The 26,006-nt window shown below is 36.4% G+C and carries 19 protein-coding genes; 5 read left to right on the forward strand and 14 right to left on the reverse strand.

Annotated elements, in window-relative coordinates:
* Position 1: 1 nt before the first annotated feature.
* Complete coding sequence (locus tag Q4534_RS18140; protein WP_303614571.1) at positions 2 to 658, reverse strand: TetR family transcriptional regulator C-terminal domain-containing protein; 657 nt, start codon at positions 656 to 658, stop codon at positions 2 to 4.
* A 166-nt stretch (positions 659 to 824) separates the two neighbouring features.
* Here Q4534_RS18140 and Q4534_RS18145 point away from each other — a divergent pair, with 166 nt between their 5' ends.
* Positions 825 to 2,177, forward strand: a complete 1,353-nt coding sequence (locus Q4534_RS18145; protein WP_303614572.1) for a S41 family peptidase — start codon at positions 825 to 827, stop codon at positions 2,175 to 2,177.
* A 154-nt stretch (positions 2,178 to 2,331) separates the two neighbouring features.
* On the opposite strand, the gene Q4534_RS18150 is transcribed toward Q4534_RS18145, so the two are convergent.
* The 4 genes from Q4534_RS18150 to Q4534_RS18165 form a co-directional block, all read right to left on the reverse strand.
* The gene (locus Q4534_RS18150) at positions 2,332 to 3,846 is read right to left on the reverse strand and encodes a RagB/SusD family nutrient uptake outer membrane protein (RefSeq protein WP_303614573.1); all 1,515 of its coding nucleotides are present in this window, start codon (positions 3,844 to 3,846) and stop codon (positions 2,332 to 2,334) included.
* A gap of 21 nt (positions 3,847 to 3,867) precedes the next feature.
* Positions 3,868 to 7,179: a TonB-dependent receptor gene (locus Q4534_RS18155; protein ID WP_303614574.1), complete on the reverse strand. Its 3,312-nt coding sequence runs from the start codon at positions 7,177 to 7,179 to the stop codon at positions 3,868 to 3,870.
* 107 nt (positions 7,180 to 7,286) lie between these two features.
* Positions 7,287 to 8,336, reverse strand: a complete 1,050-nt coding sequence (locus Q4534_RS18160) for a FecR family protein (RefSeq protein WP_303614575.1) — start codon at positions 8,334 to 8,336, stop codon at positions 7,287 to 7,289.
* A gap of 130 nt (positions 8,337 to 8,466) precedes the next feature.
* A complete protein-coding gene (locus Q4534_RS18165) occupies positions 8,467 to 9,078 on the reverse strand; it encodes an RNA polymerase sigma factor (RefSeq protein ID WP_303614576.1) in 612 nt (203 codons plus the stop codon).
* Between the two features lie 182 nt (positions 9,079 to 9,260).
* On the opposite strand from Q4534_RS18165, the gene Q4534_RS18170 reads away from it, so the two are divergent.
* Together Q4534_RS18170 and Q4534_RS18175 are read left to right on the forward strand one after the other, a co-directional pair.
* Positions 9,261 to 10,013 carry an acyl-CoA desaturase gene (locus Q4534_RS18170; RefSeq protein WP_303614577.1) on the forward strand — a complete coding sequence of 251 codons (753 nt, stop codon included), beginning with the start codon at positions 9,261 to 9,263 and terminating at the stop codon, positions 10,011 to 10,013.
* A gap of 309 nt (positions 10,014 to 10,322) precedes the next feature.
* Entirely contained in the window at positions 10,323 to 10,688 is a 366-nt protein-coding gene (locus Q4534_RS18175; RefSeq protein WP_014023052.1) for a BlaI/MecI/CopY family transcriptional regulator, read from the forward strand.
* Positions 10,689 to 11,015: 327 nt separating this feature from the next.
* Here Q4534_RS18175 and Q4534_RS18180 read toward each other — a convergent pair whose 3' ends face one another.
* The 6 genes from Q4534_RS18180 to Q4534_RS18205 form a co-directional block, all read right to left on the reverse strand.
* Entirely contained in the window at positions 11,016 to 12,419 is a 1,404-nt protein-coding gene (locus Q4534_RS18180) for a UDP-glucose 6-dehydrogenase (RefSeq protein ID WP_303614578.1), read from the reverse strand.
* Between the two features lie 924 nt (positions 12,420 to 13,343).
* Complete coding sequence (cysQ, locus tag Q4534_RS18185) at positions 13,344 to 14,099, reverse strand: 3'(2'),5'-bisphosphate nucleotidase CysQ (RefSeq protein ID WP_303614579.1); 756 nt, start codon at positions 14,097 to 14,099, stop codon at positions 13,344 to 13,346.
* Between the two features lie 149 nt (positions 14,100 to 14,248).
* Entirely contained in the window at positions 14,249 to 15,508 is a 1,260-nt protein-coding gene (locus Q4534_RS18190; RefSeq protein WP_303614580.1) for a sulfate adenylyltransferase subunit 1, read from the reverse strand.
* A gap of 150 nt (positions 15,509 to 15,658) precedes the next feature.
* Entirely contained in the window at positions 15,659 to 16,564 is a 906-nt protein-coding gene (gene cysD / locus Q4534_RS18195; protein WP_303614581.1) for a sulfate adenylyltransferase subunit CysD, read from the reverse strand.
* A 1-nt stretch (position 16,565) separates the two neighbouring features.
* Positions 16,566 to 17,159 (reverse strand): adenylyl-sulfate kinase, encoded by a 594-nt coding sequence (gene cysC / locus Q4534_RS18200; RefSeq protein WP_303614582.1) that lies wholly within the window; start codon positions 17,157 to 17,159, stop codon positions 16,566 to 16,568.
* A 36-nt stretch (positions 17,160 to 17,195) separates the two neighbouring features.
* Positions 17,196 to 18,953 (reverse strand): SLC13 family permease, encoded by a 1,758-nt coding sequence (locus tag Q4534_RS18205; protein ID WP_303614583.1) that lies wholly within the window; start codon positions 18,951 to 18,953, stop codon positions 17,196 to 17,198.
* Between the two features lie 482 nt (positions 18,954 to 19,435).
* Here Q4534_RS18205 and Q4534_RS18210 point away from each other — a divergent pair, with 482 nt between their 5' ends.
* Both Q4534_RS18210 and Q4534_RS18215 read left to right on the forward strand, forming a co-directional pair.
* A complete protein-coding gene (locus tag Q4534_RS18210; protein WP_303614584.1) occupies positions 19,436 to 20,383 on the forward strand; it encodes a metallophosphoesterase in 948 nt (315 codons plus the stop codon).
* 138 nt (positions 20,384 to 20,521) lie between these two features.
* Positions 20,522 to 22,423 carry a beta-N-acetylhexosaminidase gene (locus Q4534_RS18215; protein ID WP_303614585.1) on the forward strand — a complete coding sequence of 634 codons (1,902 nt, stop codon included), beginning with the start codon at positions 20,522 to 20,524 and terminating at the stop codon, positions 22,421 to 22,423.
* 144 nt (positions 22,424 to 22,567) lie between these two features.
* Here Q4534_RS18215 and Q4534_RS18220 read toward each other — a convergent pair whose 3' ends face one another.
* From Q4534_RS18220 to Q4534_RS18230, 3 genes are all read right to left on the reverse strand, one after another.
* Positions 22,568 to 23,128, reverse strand: coding sequence for a CPBP family intramembrane glutamic endopeptidase (locus Q4534_RS18220; protein ID WP_303614586.1), 561 nt, complete (start codon positions 23,126 to 23,128; stop codon positions 22,568 to 22,570).
* 159 nt (positions 23,129 to 23,287) lie between these two features.
* A complete protein-coding gene (locus Q4534_RS18225) occupies positions 23,288 to 23,725 on the reverse strand; it encodes an OsmC family protein (RefSeq protein WP_303614587.1) in 438 nt (145 codons plus the stop codon).
* Between the two features lie 223 nt (positions 23,726 to 23,948).
* Positions 23,949 to 25,823 (reverse strand): DUF389 domain-containing protein, encoded by a 1,875-nt coding sequence (locus Q4534_RS18230; protein WP_303614588.1) that lies wholly within the window; start codon positions 25,821 to 25,823, stop codon positions 23,949 to 23,951.
* Positions 25,824 to 26,006 lie beyond the last annotated feature (183 nt).

Here is a 26,006-nt window from a genome sequence, read left to right on the forward strand (position 1 = left end):
GCTATTTGGATTGAAAAAGGAATTTTGCAAAATCTACGAAACTATCAATGGCAGACCTACCCATCAAGTCAAAGGCTAAATTGACCGACTTTTCTATGGCTGCATCTGTTTTTTCAAAAGCCGGCGAATCATCTTTTAACCAAAATCTAAAAACAAACATTACCTGAAGCCACATGGCCTCTTGGTATTTATCTGTTAAATATGGCCGCTCTGCAATTTCCTCTGATTCTTTCCCTTCATTGACTATACCGCTGGCAAAATCTTTAAACTTTGCTTTAAAGCCTTTTAATTCTGAAGGGTAACTTTGATTTTTTAATGATACATTACCATATACTGCTAACAAGTAGGATCTTTTATTTTTCAACTCTTCAATCCAAGTAAATAAAAAGCCCAAAAGCTTTTCTCGAGATGTGTAAGATTGATAAATTTCCTGACTTTCCAAAGCTTGAATAGTATTGTCAAAAATCAATTCCCAAACCGCTTTTTTTACTGCCCCAAAAGAAGAAAAATACTCATAAAAAACGGCCTCCTTCATTTTCATGTCCTTTGTGAACTTGAAAACAGAAACCGGTTCACTCCCGGTTTCCAAAATATAGGAGATGTATCCATCAATTATTTTATTTTTGTCCGTATGGCTATTTTTTGTTTTCTCTGTCATTTTACCCATTTATTATTCTTAATTGTTTAACTAAATAAAGGGCAATGTGGTTTGTTAATTCTTACTAAATTTTCTGAGAAAAAAATTAAATCCATTTGAGAATGAGTAAATTCACAGCTGACAGAATACTATTTGCACATCTATTTTTTACTTGTTTTCGTTAATTATGATACAGTCTAACGATAATTTAACAATGCTTAACGCCAAGTCCATTCTTTATATCGCCATCTTGACGGCTTCAATTTTCATTTCATCCTGCGATAAAAATATTGACGAAGCACCTCAAGACCCGAATCTTGTGAAAAATGCAATTTTTGAAACGATGCAGGAATGGTATTACTGGAATGATCAATTGCCTTCGGTTGTAAATATTGACAGTTACGGTAGCAATGAGGAGTTACTCTACAACCTTATGTACCTACAATACGACAGATGGTCCTACCTCACCACAAAAGAAGAGTTTGAAAAAGCATTTACAGGCCAAAATGCCGGACATGGTTTTGGATTTGGCTTAAATGCCGCAAACGAAATATTCATTTCCTTTGTCTATGAGGAATCACCAGCAGGGCAAGATGGCTGGCAGAGGGGTTGGCAGCTCTTAGAAATCAATGACAAACCAATTTCAGCTTATGAAACTGATGGCGGTTACAATTTTGATTTAGGCGAAAGTACGCCCGGCATATCCAACACCTTCACCTTCAAACTACCCGATGGAAGTACCACTACAAGGACCAGTGTTAAAGACAATTACCAAGCAAACTCAGTCCTTCATAAAGAAATTATCGAACAAGGCGGTAAAAAAATAGGGTACTGGGTTTACAACAGTTTCAAAGCAACTGCAAACATAAGTCCTACTAAAAGTGTGGAAGTTGAGGAAACTTTACAATACTTTGAAGAAGGGAATATTGATGAATTAATTGTTGACTTAAGGTACAATGGAGGAGGCTCCGTAGATGTGGCAGAACAGATAATGAATGCATTGGTTCCTGCTGCAGCTGATGGCAAATTAATGTATACCAATGATTTTAATCCTGACAAAGCAAGCCTCAACGATTCATATAATTTTGAAAGAACCAATAACCTGTCATTGGATAAATTGGTTGTCATTTCTTCAAGGGGATCTGCCTCTTCCAGTGAATTGTTAATAAATTGTTTGAAACCTTATATGGAGGTTACGCTAGTGGGCGAACAAACCTATGGGAAACCTGTAGGATCATTTCCCTTATCATCATTTAACAGTGTATTGGATCAAAACAATGTGGAGTTAGTGCCTATTACTTTTGCGATTGCGAATGCTGCTGGAGAAGCAGCATATTATGACGGGTTTCCTGCAGACATCTTGGCTGCTGATGATCCTGCCATCAATTGGGGAAACCTAGAGGATGAAAGACTATCCGCAGCTATTTCTTACCTACTGTATGGCAACCTAAGTCCAAGCAGCAGAATGACACCTTTGGAGTCTAATTGGCAAATGATTGATGGTTTCACCGGTTTGCAAAAAGAATTTCCGGTTTATTAACTTTTGTGATTACCCACCAAATTAGTACCCTATCATCAGAAGTAGATCAATTTTTGATTCAGGGGTTGGTAAAAAATAAAAACTGATTGGACTTAGTAAATAAAAAAGGCGGTAGGGAAATCCTACCACCTTTTTTATTGTATATAATTATAAATTAGTAACCTGGGTTTTGAGGGGCCAGGTTTGGATTTACATCCAGCTCAATTCTCGGTAGAGGCATCAAATAATCCTTTGCAGCATCAAAGTTATCGTGAGGTTCCAGGCTATTTACGCCTTTAAATACCTCATCACCCAATTGCCTTCTCTTGATGTCATACCATCTTTTATATTCGAAAGAAAGTTCAATTCTTCTTTCTTCAAGGACTAGGTCAATGAATGCATCTTTATCCATTCCTGACTGTACATCTTCAGGGAAACTATTCATTTGTCCGGCAGCATTTCTCGCCCGCTCTCTAATCTCATTTACTAGAGATACAGCTTCTTCAGTAGGTCCATTATTAACTTCAGCTGCAGCTTCAGCAGCGATCAACAAAACCTCTGCATAACGTATGGCTGAGTAATTATTGTCTGAAAATCTACCATCAGAATTACTGTTACCGGGAAACCTTCTGTATTTGGCAATATGAGGTCTTTGGGTATTTTGAAATTCAGTATATGGAACCATCACTCCTCCAACTAAGGCTTCATCCTCAAAACTTACTGACTTTCGGTAATCTCTATCATCCCAAGTATTGAAAACAGCCATGGAAGGAACACAAACACTCCATCCTAAATTATCTGCTCCTCTAATACCGGTCATGGGAGGCATAATGTCATCATTTGCTCCTCCAGATCCAGCTTGTTGTCCTAAGAAATCAATTGAAAATATATGTTCCTTAAGATTATCAGCCATGTCAGCTCTGAAAAGATTTTGATAATCTGCCTCTAAATCATACCCAAACCTATCTTTATTGTCAATCACCCATTTGGCCTCCTCATAGGCCTTTTGGTAATCCGCTAAGGTTAGGTTAACTGATGCCAAGTAAGCTGCTGCTGTACCTTTGGTAGGTCTTGACCTCACATTATTTGGTTGATTATCCGGCAGGTTTTCTTTGGCAAATGTCAAATCTGCCAAGATTCCTTGGTATACCTCTTCTTCAGAAGTTTTGGAAATATCTTTAACTGCTTCCGGATCGGTTATGAAGTAATCGATATAAGGAATATCTCCAAACACACGCACCAAATGGTAATAACTGAAGGCCCTAACAAATCTTGCTTCAGCTATTAATTGGTTACTTACCGTTTCATCCAGTTCAAGACTTTCTGCTCCTGCGATGGCAGCATTGGCTGCACTTACAACCTGATACCAATATGGCCAATAAGCACTAACCATCCCATTGTTATCATCCATATTAAAGTCGTTGACCTGTTGCCTTTCAGCAGGAGTTCCTCTATCGCCAATATCCACCATATCTCCCCTTAACATAATGGAAGTAACAAATTGCCTTCCATATAGTCTTTCACTTGCTATCCACCCATAAGCACCGAAAATCGCTGTTTCCACATCTTTCTCAGAGTTAAACAAACTCTCAGGTGCCAATAAGCCCACAGGCTTTTCTTCTAAGTCTGCGCAGCCTGCGAACAAGCAGGTAGCGGCCAATACCAAAGATTTATATATATTCGTTTTCATGGTTATTTCTTTTTTGGTTGCTTAAAATCCTACATTTAGACCTATGGTGTAACTCTTTGCATTCGGATAACTTCCGTAATCAAGCCCTAGGTTTCTATTTCCATCTGTAGCTCCTTCAGACCGATAATTAACCTCTGGGTCATATCCTTCATAAGAAGTGAAGGTTAATATATTCTGCGCACTTACATAAAGCCTAAGTTTGGAAAGCCCCAGACGGTCCACAACAGTTGAAGGAAAATTATATCCTAGAGAAAGGTTCTTTAACCTTGTGTAAGTCCCATCAAAAATCCACCTAGTGGACACCCTTCTGGTTCTACCGTTAAATGCCTTAGGCACATCAGTCTGTGTATTCGTAGGCGTCCACCTGTCCAATGCTTCTGTAGTAGCATTGTTAATTCCGGACATTAAATTAAGTTCCATTAAGGTATAACTAAGGATATCATTCCCAACAGAGCCCTGAAAAAACACATTCAGGTCAAAGTTTTTGTATCTGAAATCATGATTCCACCCCCAAAAGAAGTCAGGATGAGGATTACCAATTATTTGTCTGTCATCACTATTAAGTACACCATCGTCATTTAAATCTTTGAATTTCTCTCCTCCGGCTTCTTGCTCAAATCCACCTCCGGAAAGGAACTCATCACCTTCTTGGTAAACCCCATCATATACCCAACCATAAAAGCTACCTACAGAGCTGCCTTCTTGTAATAATTGAGTAGTACCTAAGCCCACCATATGTCCTGGGCCTGATCCGTACTGAATATCAGTTCCTTCGGGTAAAGAAAGTATGGTATTTCGGTTTCTAGAAAAGTTAATGTCCATGTCCCATTGAAAAGCTCCCACAAGGTTTCTAGAGCCTAATGTAAGTTCTACTCCTTTATTTTCAACTTCTCCAATATTTCTCAATTGGGTAGTATACCCTGAATATTGAGGCAACTGAACAGCAAATAGTAGGTCAGAAGTTACCATTCGGTAATACTCAGCTGACAAGGTTACCCTATCGTCCCAAAAACCAATGTCTGTACCAATATTTAATTGGGCAGTAGTTTCCCAAGTCAAGTTATCGTTGGCCACAGTGGTGGGTCTAACAGCATTTACAGGTACCCCATCAATAATAGAAAATACTGGTGAAAATCTAGCCAAAGTTTGGTAAGGTGAGATGGCCTGGTTTCCTGTGATTCCATAACTACCTCTCCATTTCCAAAAACTAATCAAATCAGAAGTTTCAAGGAATTTTTCATTTTTCATGTTCCAAGCAATTGCTCCTGAAGGAAAAAATGCCCATTTATTATTTTTGGAAAATGTGGAAGAACCATCATACCTTGCATTGAATGTAAACAAGTACTTGTCTCCCAAGGAATAATTTAATCGTCCATAATAAGAAGAAATTTGCCAATCAGTCAAAGCTGAATTAGGCGCCTGCCAAACAGCTGATGATCCTAGGTTCCAAAATGAAAAGGCATCAGTAATAAAGGAAGTTCCTCTAGCGCCATAGCTTTCACTCTCTGAAGATTGGAAAGAGTATCCCCCCATCGCTGAAAAAGTATGGTCATTTGCAAAAGTTTTGGAATAGGTAAGGTAATTCTCATTCAAAACCAAAGTATTCCTGTATGCATTGATAGAGGCATCACCACCTACATTTCTACCTTCTGTAACCGTGGTTGGAGCATAGGTTCCTGTTCTTGAAGAATTTGCAGTAGCGCCAAAGGTGGTTTTAAATTTAAGCCCTTCAATTATATCGTATTCAGCAAAGAAATTTCCCTGAAACCGGTCATTAACATTTTCATTTTGCAATTGGGTGGCCACTGCATAAGGATTGTCATGAGGATCATTAAGTCTGGCCACGGTAAAGGATCCATCTTCATTATAAATAGGTTGGTCAGGCTCGAATTTAAAAGCGGAAGCAACAACTCCAGGAGTTAACCCTCCAGAACTTTCTTGGGTTCTAACACCATCACTACTACTTCTCCTAGCGAATAGATTTAATCCGATTTTGAGTTTTTCAGTAGCTTGAATATCTAAATTACTGGTAATACTAAACCTATTAAAGTCAGAATTAATGATTACCCCTTTTTGGTCAAAATAAGACCCTGAAACATAATAATTAACATTGTCTGTTCCTCCGGATATAGAAAGTTGGTAATTTTGAATACCACCGGTTCTAAAAATCTGATCTTGCCAATCGGTGTCTCCACCGGCTGGCTGAATATTAGGTCTTGCATCAGATATATAGTCATTAAATTGAGAAGCGTTCAATAAATCAAGTCGATTAATTTCATTTTGCATACTGTAAGAGGTATTGAAATCAATCTTTGCTGCTCCTGACTTTCCTCTTTTGGTAGTTACCATAATAACACCATTGGCTCCTCTTGAACCATAAATTGCAGTAGCAGATGCATCCTTCAGCACCTCCATAGAGGCTATATCTTCAGGTGGTGGCATTGCTGCTCCAATAAATCCATCCACAACGAAAATAGGATCACTACTCGCGTTAATTGAAGTTCCGCCTCTTACCCTTACTTTCATGCTTGCTCCTGGCGCACCATTATTGGATTGAATCTGCACACCGGCAGCCCTTCCTTGGAGAGCCTGCACAGCATCAATAGCCGGATAAGCAGTCAATTCTTCCGCTTTTACGGAAGAAACTGCTCCCGTAAGGTCACTCCTCTTTTGTGTACCATAGCCCACAACGATTACTTCTTCCAAAGAGGATGCATCCATTTCCATGGTCACATCTATTACAGATTGATTGCCGATGGAAATTGTTTGTGCCTCATATCCTATATATGAAAAGACCAAAACAGCTCCATCCGGTACTGTTAAAGAATAGCTACCATCCAAGTCAGAAATAGTGCCTGTAGTGGTTCCTTGAACAGAAATTGTAGCTCCGGGCAAAGGCTGTCCTTCATCATCTTTTATTACACCTTTAATAGTTCTGTCCACTTCGGCGGTTATAGGCGTCTTCTCAGTTTGTGTAAGTCTAATATCAATTTGATCATTGACTTGGCGAAAACCCAAAGTAGTCTGAGAGGCAACTTCTTTTAATATTGACTCTACACTAGCATTGCCTTTGGAAAGTACCAGAGAGATATTTTCATTTACATCCTTTTTATCGAATGAAAAGGTAAAAGCGGTTTGCTTTTCAACTTTCTGAAGAAAACGGCCCAACGTCATTTCCTTTTCATTTATATTCACCTTTACCTCATCTATTGATTGGTATTGATCCTTTAGGTTAAGGGCCAAAACAAAATTAAAGAGAAAAAGCTGTAAAGTGAATCCATACAAGAAGTAGCGGGACAATAGGTAAATTGTCTTTTGTAATTTAAATTTCATAGTTTTTAGGTTTATTTTTTCAATTATTGACTATTGGACAATAAAAAGAAATTATCCAATTAATAGGTTTTACACCTTTGTATTCATCTTATTTACCATGCATCATATTATTTAAATTTTAAGTATATTTTTTTTCCATTTATCTCGTATTTAAAATACTCTATGAAGGACATTCTGTCCAACACCAAATCGAGGGTTTGATTGAAGTACTTTCCGCTCAAAGCCCAAGACATTCTGGGTTTTCCGATGACCTGTATTTCTACCCCATACCATCTTTCGAGTACAGCAACCACCTCATCAAAAGCTGCATTTTCGAAAACAAGTAACCCTTCTCTCCAGCCAATTGCCTCGGCATCAGAAAACTCAGTAATGTTAAATTGATTAGTGACTTGTTTGTATTGCAGTTGTTCTCCGGGATCTAGTAAATAGGTTTTATTAGCAGAATCAGAATGAATTTCGACCTTCCCCGTTAGCAGGGATACAAAAACTTCATTGGTGTCAAAAAAATTGATATTAAAAGAAGTTCCCAAAGCTGCAGTTTCAATGTTACCTGATACGACTTTAAAAACTCTAGAAGAATCTTTTTTCACCTCAAAATATCCCTCTCCCAATAAAGTAACTTTCCTTTCCAGAGAATCAAATCTCTCAGGGAAGGTCAGTTGACTACCTGAATTCAGCCAAACACTAGATCCATCAGGGAGTTTAAAATTTAACTTCTCTCCAAAGTGCGTTGATTTGGTAAGCATGACAGGTTTTGAAACCTGTGCCTCACTTTTTGTTGGCTCAGCTGTCACAAATTGACTGAGTAAATAGCCCATAAAACTTGTTAAAACTAAAATTACAGCCACTTTATACCATTGCTTAATGGTCAGCCAGGAATGGGAGCTTTGATGAACTTGAAAATCAATTTCGTAGGCCTGCTCATGAGCTAAAATATTTTGAAGAACTCTAGATTTAACATCATCAGAAACCTTATAAGGCTGATCTTTAAGCCCCAACAGGATTTCTCTAGCCTTTTTCACCTCCATCACCTTTTCTGAATGGGCCTGCATCCAATTCATCCAATAGATATCCAACTCCTCATTGGGCTCCTTAACCCACTTTACAAATTCGGGGTTGGTAAGTAAGAGTATTGGTATGTCTTCCTTTCTGTCCATTTTTTGTCCTTCAATCCCATAAGGGCTGAAAAGTCAGAATGACATCAGATTTTTAACAAAAAATTAAAATAAATTTCTCTAAAGGTTAAAATTGGAAATTACCAAAGCTAAAATATTGAAGCGAAAAGAATTACTTCATAGCAGATTTCATGGCTGAAAGGGCCTTATAAACCAAATTACGGGCCGACTTCACATGATCAAAGCCCAACAATTCACTAATCTGAGAATAATTTAAATTCTGAAAATAAAAATAATAAATAGCTTCTCTTTGTTTTCGAGGAAGAATACTTAATGCTTTATTTAATTTTTCTGACTTTTCTTGTTGAATTTGTTGATCAATAAGAATATCTTCATGAGAAAATGTTATCTGAAATCCATCCTGATGGTTAACAGACAAAGGCTTTTTGGAACTTTTGATTTCATCAATAAGTTTTCGTTTCATACATTTCATAAGATAGAAACGAATGCAATCTGTAGGACCCAAAGATTTTCTTTTTTGCCTTAGATATATAAAGACATCCTGAATACAATCCTCAATAAGTTCTTGATTTCTTGAAAGTTGAAAACCATAATTTAGCAAAATATCAAAATTATCATTGTAAATCTTGATAAATGCAGTTTCACTTCCACCTCTAAATTGTTGCCAAAGCTTGGCATCATCAATTTCCGGCAAGTCATTTGGATATGACTGCAAATCCGTTTTTGCGGAATAGCGCTTGTTATTTTGGGTGGGTCTATTCATTGAATCCTTAAATGTATAATAATCTTCTCATTATTTAAAAAGAATACCTTTTGGACCAAAAAAAAGGTGAATTCCAAGCAGAAAATATGAATAAAATCACCTTTTATAAAAAATAAGTCACGGATTGCTTATTTACCAAAGAAAGGATTTAATTTTGTAGAGTATATCAAATTTTATCAAAAGTGATTCTAATTATTTTCTTTCTATTACACTGGTATTTCTCTCTATTTTGCCAAAGCTTTTTCCTTCACAGGTATGCGGCTCATCAAATGTTTGTCATGAACAAATATTGGGAGAAATTTTTTTACATTTTCACCTGGGTTTGTCAAGGCAGTTCTTACCTATCTCCCAGAGCTTATGCTATTCTTCACAGGATGCACCATGCTTATAGTGATACGCCTTTAGATCCTCATAGCCCACACCATACCGAAAACCTTTTTACCATGATGTGGAAAACAAAAAAGATTTACAATGAACATTTCACTTTTAGGGCAAAACCTGAGGAAAGGTTTATAAAAGATGTTCCTGATTGGAATCAATTTGACAAGTTTGCAGATACGATGGGAATACGAATTGGCTGGCTTTTAGTCTATGTATTGATTTATGTGTTAAGCATTAGTGTTTTTGAACTAGCAGGAACACATTGGTGGATGTATTTCCTTTTACCTATTCATTTTATGATGGGACCAGTTCATGGTGCAATAGTCAATTGGAGTGGTCACAAATACGGCTATGCCAATTTTGATAACAATGACAAATCAAAAAATTCGCTGATTTTAGACTTTTTAATGTTAGGTGAGCTATTCCAGAACAACCATCATCGACTTCCTAAAAGGGTAAATTTTGCAGTCAAGTGGTACGAATTTGACCCGACCTATCCAATTGTTAAACTATTGCATGCTACAGGAATTATAAAATTAAAACCTACCAATTGACCCCTTAAAGAAATAGGTGTAAAAAAATATTATCCCTTCAAATTGAATCATTACGGTTTCAGTTTGAAGGGATTTTTTTTGACTAAACAAGCACAATAAGTATAAAAAAATAGGTGAAAAAAAATGTGTTACTCATGAAAAATGTATCAAAATCAGGTCAATTAAATAGTTGAATTTTTGGCTTTAGAATAGGTTTTGACTTTAATTTCTAACCATATAGCATAAAAAATGTTATATTTTTATAAAAAAAATTGCATTTACAAAACTAAATGGTTAAGTTGATCCAAAATCACCTACTTTAAAACAAATATGAGAGAACTAACAAGAGCAGAAGAGCAAATAATGCAGATTCTATGGGACATTGAGAAAGGCTTTGTCAAAGATGTCCTAGAAAAAATGACAGCTCCAAAACCGGCGTATAACACTGTTTCAACAATCATACGTATTTTGGAAAGAAAAGGCTTTGTCAAGCATAAGGCTTATGGCAAGTCTCATGAATATTATCCTATTGTTTCAAAGGATGAATACCGAAGCTTTACAATTAAGAATTTATTGACTGGTTATTTTAGCGGATCATTTGCCAATTTAGCTTCATTTTTTGCCAAAGATGAAAAACTAGACGTTAAAGCTTTGGAAAAAATAATGGATGAAGTAAAAGACGATGTCAAGGATTAATAGACTTTAATGAATATTCAATAGTTGCCCTTGAATCTAGTAAAATTTTCTTAATGGATTTACCACAATATTAAGCTAGGGACATCTTCTGATGCTTCAAGTAGTTCTTAAGTGGCAGTCATCTATAAAGAATTAATCTTTTAGGAGATATGGTAAAGACTTGATAAAGTCAAAAAACTATTGGGTTGAATTGAAAATCAAATGCTATTAAGCAGAAAAAAGGTGAACGAATTAACGTTCACCTTTTTTTATTATTTTAACATGTTTTTCTTTGGTTTTAGACTTACCTATAGAAGGATCAAAAGCTAAAGAAGAACAAGTAATCAATTAATTGTCATCAGCCGTACCAATCGCGTGTACCTTGAAACCTATATCTCTCAAGGCTTTTTTATCCATGATGTTACGTCCATCAAAAACATGAGCAGGCTTCAACATGTTATCATAAATTTTCTGCCAATCATAGGTTTTGAATTCATCCCATTCTGTAAGGACAGCCACAGCATGCGCCCCTTTACAAACTTCGTATGGATCATCAACTACCAATAAGGAATCCTTATTTTCTTCAGGAGCTCTACTACCCAAATAATCCAAGTCAGAATAAATTTGTTGCTCGGTTACTTTAGGATCATAAACCGAAACTTTAGATTGTTCATTTAATAAATGGTCAGCAACATAAATGGCCGCGGATTCACGGGTATCATTTGTATCTTTCTTAAATGCCCAGCCTAAAAATGCTATTTTTTTACCACTTACAGTATTGTATAAGTTTTTAATGATCTTATTTGAAAAGCGTTTTTTCTGATAATCATTCATAATGATCACTTGTTCCCAGTAATCCGCAACTTCATTAAGCCCATAAGATCGTGAAATATAAACAAGGTTTAGTATATCTTTTTGGAAACAAGAACCTCCAAAACCTACAGATGCTTTAAGAAATTTTGGTCCTATTCTGGAATCAGTTCCTATAGCTCTTGAAACCTCATTTACATCCGCTTCAGTATGTTCACAAAGTTCTGAAAGTGAATTGATAGAAGAGACACGTTGCGCCAAAAATGCATTTGCAGTTAATTTTGATAACTCAGAAGACCAAACATTGGTAGTGAGTATACGCTCCTTAGGCACCCACCTGGCATAAACATTTACTAATGCATCAATTGCCTTTAATCCTTCTTCAGTTTGATCCCCACCTATCAATACCCTATCTGGTGCCATTAGATCTTCTACTGCAGTTCCTTCTGCCAAAAACTCAGGGTTAGAAAGGATCTGGAAATTCATTCCATTCCCTGTATTTTCAAGAATATCCTTAAGTGTACTTGCAGTTCTTACAGGAAGTGTAGATTTTTCAACTACAATTTTATCACCTTTTGCAACCCTGGCAATTTGTCTTGCACAAAGTTCTATCCATTTTAAATCTGCAGCCTGTCCTTTTCCTTCTCCATAGGTCTTAGTAGGCGTATTAACAGAAATAAAAATCATTTCAGCTTCGTCAATTGCCTTGTCTACATCAGTTGAGAAAAATAAATTCCTTCCTCTAGCTTCTGCCACCACGTCTGAAAGCCCGGGCTCATAAACAGGGATTTTGGAAACATCCTCGTCATTCCAAGCTGCAATTCGAGCCTCATTGAGATCTACAACGGTAACTTTAATATCAGGACATTTTTTTGCTATTACAGCCATAGTTGGACCACCAACATAACCAGCACCAATACAACAAATACTTTGGATCTTCATTTCTTATAGTTTAAAACATTTTATAAATAAGGGCAATCTCATCCATACCCTAATACTCCAATAATTAAAAATAAAACAAAAATACTAAAATCAAACCATTAAACCCTTAATCTTCACTGTCGCTATTCGCGTTTTTTTGTATAATCCAATTCGACATTTAATGGGAGGATTATAATGCATTTCTCCCCTTATCTATCTTTATTTTCTTTATCCCTTTGGTTTAATTCACTGTTTAATTTAAGTATAAATTTGTAGGCTTTTATGGGTATTCAAAATACAAACTTTTATCGTCAAATATTCAACTATTATTGGCAGATTCTTAAAAATTTAGCAACCTGCTTATAATAAATCGGTTTCGGGCATCAACTCATTAATTGTATGTACCATCAATGAAAAGATCCTTAATTTACCAACATCGGTCTCGATCAATTTCTCCTCCAATTTTAACATCATTGGGATCAACAAACTAACATCGAAGTCGACAAGCGTTCATTTTTCACCAATGCCAAGTACAAATTACTTAATGATTGACAAATATATTATTAATTATAGTAATTTTTCTAATATAAAATAAAAAAATGACAATCACATATTTACATAGAGTAAAAAGTATTTTACATAAACAAAACCGCACTTAACAAATAAGATTTCAAAAGCCACTTTTATCAAAAATGATCAATTTTGATAAATCCCCCTTTAAAGACCATGAATTTACCAACATAATCTTTATTACACCTTAAAATTCAGTCATTTGAAGGACTAAAAAGACCAATAATATTCCAATTATTTAAATTCAGGTTTATGAATAGAAATATTTAAAACTTCAGGTTTATGCTATAGCGATTTTAAGATAGATTTTGACAAAAGATATCTCTTTAAAATCAATATAAATGACCTACCCTAGTCCCAGCTGGATGAAGTCATTTAAGAAGCAATAAACCAAGGGTTCAATAGATTTTCCTTATTATAATCCAGTCGTTCGTCAATATCTACTTTTTTTATTTCGTAACCTAAGGCCTTTAACACCCCGTGTGCAGCAGCTGTATCCCATTCCATTGTAGGAGCAAACCTAGGGTAAAGCTGCGCCTTACCTTCTGCTAAAAGCATAAATTTTAAGGATGACCCCATACTGACCACATCAGCCTCTGGGTACTGATCTATAATTTCTTGGGTTTCAGGACTCAAATGAGATCTTGAGGCTACAATAGTTTTTACAGGACCCTCAATTTTCTTTTGAAGAGCTACCGCTGGATCCGTCCCTTCAATTTTCCATGCACCTTGACTGTTACCCCAAAACAACCAATCCAAAACTGGAGCATAAACAACCCCCATAATAGGTATTCCTTTGTGAATAAGAGCTATATTGACTGTAAACTCACCATTTCTTTTTACAAATTCCTTGGTGCCATCCAAGGGATCTACCATCCAAAAATATTCCCACATTTTTCTCTCACTATAGGCTATACTTTTCCCCTCTTCAGAAAGGATTGGTAAATTAGTCTTGGTTAGAAAATCGCATATTAATTTATGGGCCGCCAAATCAGCTTTGGTAAGTGGTGAATCATCAGCCTTGTATTCAACACCCAAATCTGCGCTATTATATATTTTTAGAATCTCTTGCCCTGCAGCTTTAGCTGCTTCTATAGCAATATCAGTAAACAATTTCTCATCAATTTCCATAATGTCTTTATTATAAGTTAAAAGATTATAAACCTATTGATTAAACTTTAGAATAAGTAGGAAGGCATTCAAAAAGAAATAGTCAAACCTATTTAGCTTGACTATTCTTCTATTATAAGATTATTATATAAACCCATTTCATGAAAGACTCATATCACCATTCCTGCAGCAACGGTCTCATTTGTATTGGGATCAATTAAAATAATTGATCCTGTCTGCCTATTTCTTCTATAAGCATCAAAAAACAAAGGTTTGGCAGACCTAATACTAATTCTTGCTATATCATTCATACCTATTTGTTCCACCCCTTCTTCTCTATGTAGCGTATTGACATTTACTTTGTAAAGGATCTCTCGCACCATTACTTGACATTCTTGGGTTGTATGTTTAAGGATAAGTTTTGTTCTTCCCCTCAAGGAATTTGTACTCATCCAACACACCATAACATCAAGGTCTTGCCCCACATTAGGTACATTGTTTGGTCTTACTAGCATATCCCCTCTACTGATATCTAATTCATCTTCTAGGGTCATGGTTACAGACATTGGTGAAAAGGCTTCTTCAATTGCCTCTCCATCTAACTCTATACTTTTGATTTTTGAGGTAAAGCCTGTAGGTAAAACTTTAACATCATCCCCAGGTTTGAAAATACCACCTTCAATTCTTCCCGCATAGCCTCTAAAATCTTGATGCTCATGAGTATGAGGTCTAATAACCATTTGAACAGGAAACCTGCAATCGATATGATTAAAGTCTGAAGCAATGTGGACATTTTCTAACAAATAAAGTAAAGTCGGTCCTTCATACCATTTCATATTGTTAGACCTATCCACCACATTATCTCCATTGAGTGCAGAAATGGGAACAAAATGAACATCCTTGATTTCCATTTTGCTAGCAAAGTCCTTATAACTTTTTACTATTTTTTGGTAAACTTCTTCATCATAATCTACCAAATCCATTTTATTGACACATACAATTACATGAGGGATTTTCAGCAAAGAAGCTATAAAACTGTGCCTAAAAGTTTGCTCCAACAAACCTTTCCTAGCATCAATAAGAATGATAGCAAGGTTGGCTGTAGATGCACCGGTAACCATATTTCTGGTATACTGAATATGTCCGGGAGTATCTGCAATTATAAACTTCCGCTTTGGGGTAGCGAAATACCTGTACGCCACATCAATAGTAATCCCTTGTTCTCTTTCAGACTTAAGGCCATCTGTAAGCAAAGAAAGGTCTACATAGTCAAACCCTTTCTTTTCACTGGAAGTTTTTACTGCCTCAATCTGATCTTCAAAAATAGATTTTGAATCATATAGCAATCTACCTATCAAGGTACTTTTTCCATCATCAACAGATCCCGCAGTGGTAAATCTTAACAATTGATTGGTTTCCTGTATGCTCATATTGTATGTATACTATTCTCTAGAATTTTTTATAAATCATCTTTTTGCCGCATCCTTTGACACCAGTTCTGCTCAATTATAAATTGATTGGTATAATCATCGAAAGCTTATCCCATCCTCGGCAAGGATACATGTTGAAATTTTTCCGGCCTAAAAGTAACCACTTTTTTTCCTGTCTTCCATGGCCGTCTCTCCCCTTTTATCATCAGCCCTAGTACCTCTTTCAGTAGTTCTGGTGGTGGCCACTTCAGCAATGATTTTATCTAAATCATCGGCATCAGATTCAACCGCTCCGGTGATAGGCATGTCTCCACAGGTTCTGTATCTTACAGTTAAGTTTTTAATTTCTTCATCTGGTTTCAACTGAATGAAATCAGATTTGGCCAAAATAACCCCGTCTCTAACCACACAATCTCTTTGATGTGAAAAATACAGTGAAGGCAAGGCTATATTTTGGTGTTGGATATACTGCCAAACATCCATTTCTGTCCAGTTGGAAATTGGGAAAACCCTGAAATGCTCACCCATATGTTTTTTTCCATTGAACAGGTTCCACAATTCCGGCCTCTGGTTTTTAGGATCCCACTGCCCAAATTCATCCCTATGAGAAAAAAACCGCTCTTTTGCCCGCGCTTTTTCTTCATCTCTTCTGGCACCACCCATGGCAGCATCAATCTTATTTTCCTCCAGCGTATCTAATAAGGTAACCGTTTGCAAAGCGTTCCTGCTTGCATTTGCTCCTGTTTCTTCTCTGACCTTTCCATCATCTATACTTTTCTGAACCGAACCAACGATGAGTTGTACTCCTAGTTCTTTCACAAGTTCGTCCCTAAAAGCAATTGTTTCCGGGAAATTATGCCCCGTATCAATATGAATTAAAGGAAACGGAATTCTGGATGGATAAAAAGCTTTTTTGGATAAATGAGCCAAAACGATGCTATCCTTTCCTCCTGAAAATAACAAGGCTGGTTTTTCAAATTGAGAAACAACTTCCCTAATTACAAAAATTGCCTCTGCCTCTAACTCTTCCAGATGGGATAAATAGTATTGTGCCATATTATATTTTTATTTTTTTATTTATTTTCTCTACCAATCTTGCTACTGCATCTTCCATTTTTTCTTCGGCAGTATGCACCACCTCAAAAGGAGTTAATGGAGGCTCATAAGGAGAGCCAATTCCAGTAAGGTCTTTAATCAAACCTTGTCTGGCTTTTTTATACAATCCTTTGACATCTCGTTCCTCACATATTTCCAAAGGACAATCTAAATAAATTTCCAAGAAATTGTCTTCACCTACCAAATCCCTAATTAATTCCCTATCAGAAATAAAAGGGGAAATGAAGGCAGAAATCACTATTAAACCGGCATCAAGCATTAAATTGGCTACCTCTCCAATCCTTCGAATATTTTCCACCCTATCTTTGTCTGAAAAGGTTAGATCTTTATTCAAACCCGTTCGAACATTGTCTCCATCCAAAAGATACGTGTGGTATCCCATTCCATAAAGTGCATCTTCAGTAGCATTAGCCAAAGTAGATTTGCCCGATCCAGAAAGCCCGGTAAACCAAATTAATCTTGGTCTTTGCCCTAGAGCTTTGACCCGGTGTTCGCTTTTCACTTTAAATACAGATGGATGAATATTCTTAGGCATTTGGAAGTAAAATTAATGTAACACTTTTAATTTCAATTATAGGTAATACCAATTTATAAATAATAATACTACGACAGCATAAATTAAAGTTAATGGAAACCCAATAACAAAATAATCTTTAAACTTATAATTTCCAGGTCCCATCACCATCAAATTGGTTTGATAGCCAATTGGGGTCATAAAGTCCCCTGATGCTGCAAAGGCTATTGCAACGAAAAAGGGGGTTAAAGGCTGCTCTAATTGATTACCTAGCTCCAATGCAATCGGAAACATAATCGAAACCGCTGCCGCATTGGTAATTAAACTAGTTAAGACCAAGGTAATAATAAACAATATTACCAAGCCAACCATAGGAACTGCCCCTTCTGTAAATTGAATCAGGAGATTAACTAATACACCTGCCGCACCTGAATTATTTAATGCCAATCCTAAAGAAAGTGAACAAACCAGAATCAATAAAAGATCCAAATCAACCGCCTTCTTTAAAGTCTGCAAATTTAACACTTTAAATAGATACAAAATAAGGATTCCAGCAAAAGCTGCTATAAAAAGATCTATCCACCCGATAATCCCTATAAACAATACCGACAAAGCCAATAATGAGGGGAGTCTTTTTAAATTCCCTCTGTCTGCACTTATCTCACCTCTGAGGGTAACAATTATTAAATCCTTATAATAATCATTTCTATCGTGGTCTTTACCGGTTAACATTAAGAATAAGTCTCCGGCATGCACCCTTGTTTCCCCTATATTCCCTTTCAATTGGGTGCCATTTCTGTGAATAGAAATGATAGAACCTTGATATTTGTTCCTGAAATCGCTGTCTTTTACCTTAAGGCCGATCAATGATGAGGAGGCTGGAACCACCGCTTCTGTTAGTTGAAAAAAGCCATAATTGGATACATGCCCATCCTCAGGTAAACTTAAACCTTGCTCTCCTTGAATCAGTTTTAAAATGGCTTCTGAATTACCGGCAAAAAACAATTTGTCCCCTTCTTGCAAAACTTCATTGGGACCAACAGGGGAAATTTCTTTTTTTCCCCTTCTAATTTCAGCAAGAAAAATTTCTTTCAGTTGCCTTAACCCTGCTTCTTTGACTGTTTTGTCATGCATGGATGAACCTATAGGTATATAAGTTTCAACCAAATATTCGTTTAGGTGCTCAATAACTTCACTTTTGTTTTCTTCTCTAGAGGGCAATAAGTAATTGGATGCGATACTTAAATATAACATCCCGATGGAAGCAACCAAGACTCCTAAATACAAGAAATCCTCAAACCCCAGTAATGGATAACCGAATTGACTGATTAACCCATTTAAAACCAAGTTAGTAGATGTTCCAACTACCGTAATCATCCCCCCCAAAATGGTGGAATAAGAAAGTGGAATAAGAAATTTTGAAGCTGGGAAATTATTAGTTTTGGTCCATTTCTTTACGTAGGGTATCATAAAGGCAACTACCGGAGTATTGTTCAAAATTGCGGAAAGGCTACTTACCAGCAACATGAGCCTAAGTCTAAATGTACCCGGTTTTAATTTTTGACTGAAAATTTTAAAAAAAAACCCTGTACCAATATTCTGTTGTATTCCTGAAGTCAAACCTATCAATAGAAATATGACTATGATCTGCTTATTTGCCAACCCCATTAAAAAATCCTCCGGAGTAATGATTTGTAAAACCAACAGCAAAAACACTGCCCCCAAAAATGCAAAAGAAGGCCTTAACAGATCCCTGTACAACACAAATACCAGGACAATGACTATGGATATGGTTATCAGGCCTGGAAAAGACATAAGCATGTAAATTTATTGGTCATAATTTTGCCTGTAAGGCTGAGCATAAGGTCATATAAAGTGGTCAAGAGTATACTTTAACAGTGGTGTTTATTATTTCAATTTGGTAGAATACTAAAAGTAAGGTTTTTAACTTGCCAAAGTTAATGAATTTGAGATTTTTAAAACAATAGCTTTAAAATCACCTTATTTTTTCACCCACAATTATGAAAATTCCAAGCAAATATAAAAGTAGTAGGGCAAAATTCTAATTCAAAGTTTTAACCTCATAATTAAGTTTAAAATCACAATACGATACCTTTGAATAGGAAAGTAACCTTTTGACCAAGTAGACTTTTTGATTGAAACACAGTATTCAATCATAATGCTTTAAGATAAACTTTCAACCGGCTAAAGAGGCACTAGCAGTATTTCCATAAATTTAACATAACCTTCAAATACAGAATTATCAAAATATACCATTTAATAATTATCTTTCCACAATGAAAACACACGGCTTTTTCCTCTTTTTATTAATATCCTGTTCATTTTTATACTCCTGTAAAAATGAGAAAAGTGATTCCTTCCGTTTTATGGCTATTGGAGATGTCCCTTATCATCTTCCGGAGGATTTTGGAAGGTTTGAACGCCTGATCAAACAAATAAATGATGCAGATCCTGCTTTCACTTTGCATGTAGGAGACATAAAGTCCGGAAGCGTTCCTTGTTCAGATGAATATTATGGGAAAATAAAAAACTATTTTGACACTTTTGAGGATGCCTTAATTTACACTCCAGGAGATAACGAATGGACGGATTGCGATAGAGAATCTTGCGGAAGTTATTCCCCTGAAGAAAGATTAGACAAATTGAGACAACTGTTTTTTTCAGACAGTATTAGTCAAGGAAAGCGGCCAATTGTACTTACCAGACAAAATAAAACTGTAGGCTTTGAAAAATTTCCTGAAAACTCAACTTGGGAAAAATCCGGTGTAACCTTCGGTACATTACATGTAATTGGATCTAATAATAATTTCGATACCGGAGCTGAAGCCCTTAATGATGAATTTTATGAAAGAGAATTGGCGAATAATTTTTGGCTAATCTCACTATTCGAAGCGGCTAAAGAAAACAATAGCAAAGGTTTGGTGCTTGTATTACACGCAGGATTAAATTACAACAACAAAGACGAAAACAATGGACATGCTAGCTTTGTTACCTTACTAAGGCAACAAGTCAAGGCCTTTGACAAACCGGTTTTATTACTATATGGCGACCACCACCGCTTTTTGGTATCCAAACCACTAAGAGACAATAAAGGAAAAACCATGACTAATTTCACGGCAGTTCAGGTATTTGGAGACCATGACATTCATTCCGTTGAGATCAAAGTGGTTCCTGAAAACCCTAACCTTTTTGAAATAAATCCTTTCTATATTAAAGGCAATTAAAACGACTGGTACGCAACCCATCCCAAGGATAATACAGCCGGTAACGTAATATTTTATAAAATCAAATCGTTGTTAAGTAATTTTTTTGACAAACTTCATTATATTTATCTAAAATAAAAGTTTATCAAAAAAATCATCATGAATAAAGTCCTAACCTTAGCCTGCCTTTTATTCTTTTTGAATGCAGCTAATCTTAAAGCCCAAAACCTTAATATCATCCCATTACCTGAGTCCATTGAAATGGGTGATGGCCACTTGGTGTTAAAAAACGGAAGTGTAATTGCAGCCAAAACAGAAAACAGTCGAAAATCTGCTGCGATTTTTAATGAAATATTAAAAGCCAAAACAGGCTTTATTCTCCCCATACAAATTGCTCCTCAAAAAAGTGATGCATCAATCGTTCTAGAAGAAATAGAAGACGCTCAAAATGAGGAAGGATACTCATTAAATATTGACGAAAATAAAATACATATCAAAGGATCTTCAAAGGGTATTTTCTATGGATTACAATCCTTGTACCAATTGGTTGAAATTAATGGAGGCCAACTTGTAGTTCCTCAATTAAAAATCAAAGACGCTCCAGCCTTTGGATACAGGGGGATTATGCTTGATGTATCACGCCACTTTATAGGTACAGATCAGGTTAAAAAAATACTTGACCTAATGGCCCAATTAAAATTAAACACTTTACACTGGCACTTAACAGATGATCAGGGTTGGCGATTAGAAATAAAAAAATACCCAAAACTTACCCAGGTAAGTGCTTGGAGAGATTCAACTATCATAGGCCAATATTATGATTTCAAGCCATTTGTATATGACGGAAAGCCTCATGGTGGTTATTACACCCAAGAAGAAGCCAAGGATATAGTCAAGTATGCCGCCGATAGGAAAATTACGGTAATTCCGGAAATAGAGCTTCCCGGTCACAGCTCGGCAGTATTAGCAGCCTACCCGGAACTTGGTAGTTTTGATTCTTTTCAAGGAATCGGAACGGGTTCCATTGCTGCTGTAAATGAAAATGGAAAGGAATATGATAACGACATCAGTCAAGAAGTCCCCGGCTATTGGGGAGTACATTATAACATCTATGGTCCAACTCCACAAGCTTTTACCTTCTTAGAGGATGTACTTACAGAAGTCATAGAAATATTCCCAAGTGAGTACATTCATATTGGTGGAGATGAAGTCCCTAAAGATCATTGGAAAACCTCAGAGATTGCACAAAAAGTCATCAAAAAAGAAAAATTAGCAGATGAACATGAATTACAAAGTCATTTTATCCAGCAAATTGAAAAGTTTCTAAACAAAAACAACAGAAAACTTATTGGATGGGATGAGATACTCGAAGGTGGACTAGCGCCAAATGCTACTGTTATGAGTTGGCGAGGAGAAAAAGGAGGAATTCAAGCAGCTAAAATGGGGCATGATGTAATCATGACACCCAATAGTCATATGTACTTTGACCATTACCAAGGAGAAGACAAAACCACAGAACCTTTGGCTATTGGAGGTTTTCTTCCCCTAGAAAAGGTTTACAGTTACTCTCCTATTCCTAGCGAATTAAATGAAGAGGAGTCTCAACATGTATTGGGAGTTCAAGCTAATTTATGGACAGAATATATTCCTACTTATAACAAGCTGGAATATTTCCTATTCCCAAGAGCTTTTGCCTTGGCTGAAGTGGCTTGGAAAAAGAAGGAAGACAAAGATTATCAATCGTTTAGTCTTGAGAGATTACCTGAAAGGTTACGTCAATTGGAAGAAGACAATGTGTTTTTCAGAATTCCAGAGGCCAATGTAGCCTATAGTAAGGATGAAAAAAGTGGAAGATATTTGGTTGAAATTCATCCATTAGTGGCTAATGCTAATGTCTATTATACCTTTGATGGACATAAAGCTGACCAAACAGCTTTACTGTACACAGGTCCGGTATTGGCTCCAATAGTGGATGAAGGGCAAGACCCCATAACAATCCGTTATGTTACTATCAGCCCGGCCGGTAGAAGTAGTAATGAATTCAGCGTGACGCTCGAATAAATCGAATCCGTTGAGTGGGTAAATAGGCGTTCTACAAGCCATTGTTTTTAGAATGAATAAGCGTGTACAATTCCGGTTGTGCACGCTTTTTTTATTGGATACCCAGTAATTAAAAAAAGGGAATCACGCTTCATGAATTTTCGGCTAGGCACTTTTTAACGATTTTTTTTCAATTAACTGAAATAGCAATATAGCATCAAAAACAGTATGCGCCATGATTGCAGCTAGGATCCCCGCTGTTTTGTATAAATAACCTAAGCTTGCAATAAAGCCAATCATTACAATTCCATAGACGCTAATCTTCCAATTCAAGGGATTTAAATAACCATGAATGGCCACAAAGAGTACAGAAGTGATCCACAATCCCAAAAAAGGTTGCAGTCCTGCCCTAAACAACAATTCCTCACCAACACCTGCGCATATGGAAATAAAAACAATCCCTAGCTCGTTCCATGAAAAATTATTAATGATGCTATGGTATTTTTGCCTTTCATCCGTGAAAAACGGGGCATTGATAAAAATTAAGGCGACACCTGCTCCAAGCATACCCGTTAGGGTTCCTGCCAAAAGCTGTTTACCAAGAGGCCATTGTCCTATCACTAGTTCAAGTAGAGTAGTTGGTTGAAAAAAATAAACCAATGAAAGTCCTACGAACCCAAAACCTAAGAGAGTTACCCAGCCCAGAATTAGCATTTTTTTACTCATAATTTAATAGTTCTATTTTTCCCTAAACCAAACAAAAAAGCAAACATTACACCTAAAAGTAAAAAGTACCAAAATGGCCATTTTGGTACTTTTATCAATAAAGGCAAATCGCTCACCTATTTAAACTATTTGCCCAAAAATTTTAATTAAAGTGGAAACCTATTCATTAAAGGTAATATTCAATGTAATAGGAACTGAGCTCAATGCTTTGCTAATTGGGCAGCCTTCCTTTGCCGCATTGGCCAATTCAACAAATTGTTCCTCCTTCATTCCGGGAACTTTCCCCGTCAGATTTAATACTATACCGGTGATGGCAAACCCGGCATCCCCCTTTTCAATACTTACTGTTGCAGTGGTGTCTAGCTCTTCCGCTTCTAAATCTTTCCCGGCGATCTGAAAACTAAGGGCCATATTAAAACATCCTGCATGAGCGGCAGCAATCATTTCTTCAGGGTTGGTGCCTTTGGAGCCATCTTCATTTTCAAATCTGGTTTTAAAACTATAAGGAGACTTATCAAAAAAACCGCTTGGGGAAGACAGGGTTCCACTTCCTTCCATTCCGGTACCTTTCCATATTGCTGTTGCTTTTCTTTTCATTTTCTCAATGTTTTTTATGGTTTAAAGATTGCTAATTGAATACTCAATGTATCAAATATCTGTCATAAATACTAAAATATTTAGCTTTAGAACCCAGCATCAGAAATACACTGACTCTTGGCCCAAATTATAAATAAACTACTTGAGTAGGCCTCCTGCTTTCAAGAAAAACATATTGAAACACTTAATTCTTTTTATCCTTACCTATATAACACCTTCCCAATCAGTAAACTTTCATGGCTACTGTCACTTCAAGCTCTACTTCTTCCCCTATCAGTGTTTCAATTTCTGATTTTATAAATTCAAGTGTCTCTTTATCCGGAGGAGCCTCTCCCACAATTTTCACAGTTAAACTAAGCGGTTTGAAACTTCGGACAGAAATATCCCTTAAAACCATATTATCGACTTCATAACCGTTCAATTTCGCTATTACATTGTTTTCCTTTACCATATCCATAAAACCAAAAAATAATGGAAAACTTACCAGTCCAACAACAACAAGAGAATAAACGATTCCTCTTCTCGCCAATCGAAAAGGACTAAAGCCCAAAAGTAAAAAAGTCATGGCAGCTGCCAGCACCATCCCTGATAAGTTGGTTAGAAATAGGAGAAAAGCACCTTGAAATATATCCCAATTTGCCCAACCAAAACCAATTCCGGACACAGCCAAAGGCGGCACCAATGCAACGGCTATGGCAACACCCGCTAGGGTCTTCGCTATTTCGGATTTAGCACTGGCATAAGCCCCGGCAATTCCTGACCCCACTGCCACGCCTAAATCCAATAAATTAGGCCTTATTCTTGCCAAAATCTCATCATTGGCAATATTTAAGGGAGTAAGCCAAGTAATAATAATAGCACAAAGATAACCTATTAGCACACCCCATCCGATGGTTTTTAAGCTATTGACCATCAGTAAGCGTTCTTGCCTCAACACTCCCATAGAAAGAGATATAATGGGTGCCATAAGCGGAGCTAATATCATGGCACCAATAATTACAGGAGAAGAGTTTCCAAAAAGCCCTAATGTAGCGATGAATGTTGCCAAAAACATCAATACAAGGTAGACACTTGAAGTCATTGCACTTGACCTTAGATTAGAAAACAGATCTTTAAACTCCTCTGTGGTTGCATGATTAATTAAGGGAAGTTTCCTTTGCAACAATTCATTTTTAGCATCTCCTCTGGGCAAAGCTTTAATTTTATAAACATCCTCTCCTCCACCATTGGACTCCAAATTAAGATTTTGTCCAGGGACCATGTTAAATGCCCCTTTGCGAATAGAAACCTGTAAAGTGTCAGAAGAAAGCAACATGCCATCTTGGGAATAATTAATAGGTTTGTCACCTTTTATAGTTAGGGTGGATGTTTTAATATGCGCAGCAAATGGAGGTAAGTTATAGTTTCGTTTGGTCCTGAACAAGCTACTTAAACCAAACCACAACAGCCCGCTAATACTTTTTGGAGCCAATATTAGCGCATGCAACTTCCCATCATTAACGAATGAGTTTTCCAATATTCTTTTACTTAGAATACTGCTCTGCGCATGGTGAACAATGATTAACCCAATGGCTGCGGTATTGATTTCATCTTGATTATCCGCTTTAATGGTAAAGCTATTCAGTCTGGTATTCCAAAAAAGTTTCAAAAAATACCTTAACTTATTCCAAAATCTTTGCCATGCATATTGTGCTACGGAGCCACTCATTAAACTTAGTGACTCTCCAATAATTATCGTATTAAAAACAGGGATTCCATTGGCTTCTAAAACATCCACTTTAATCACCTTTTCTTCCTTAAAAATATGCTCAATATTTTCTTCAAGGTCCGATTTTATCCCATAGCTTTTTTTACCATGAATCATTTCCGGATGAGGCAATAAGGCTAGTTCAAGGTACTGACCGGCGGCTATGTCAAGGAAAGCTATTAATTGCTCATCTGAAAGAAAGGCAATAATTTGAATGCCCTCTTTTAATTCAAGTTTAACATCCTTACTAAAAGGAATATTAGAAGTCAGCCTCTTGTCAATCTTTGGTAGAACCTGTTGTTGTACAAAATCTTCCTGGTTGGGATCATATAGTAGTATCCTCTTTTTCATCTATTCCTACTTTTAAAGTAAAATCATTCAACATCAATCAATTTTGTAAATCATAGATTAAACAAACCCTGACCCCCTTCTAAAACATCTCTATTGGAACTTTCAATGTACTGAATATGATGAATTATTCAACACCATTCCAATTCCAATGTAAAAACATAGTCCAAATTAGAAGAAGTTAAA

Origin of the sequence: Cyclobacterium sp. 1_MG-2023 (genome assembly GCF_030546805.1) — a bacterium.
In the GTDB taxonomy this organism is placed as follows: Bacteria; Bacteroidota; Bacteroidia; order Cytophagales; family Cyclobacteriaceae; genus Cyclobacterium.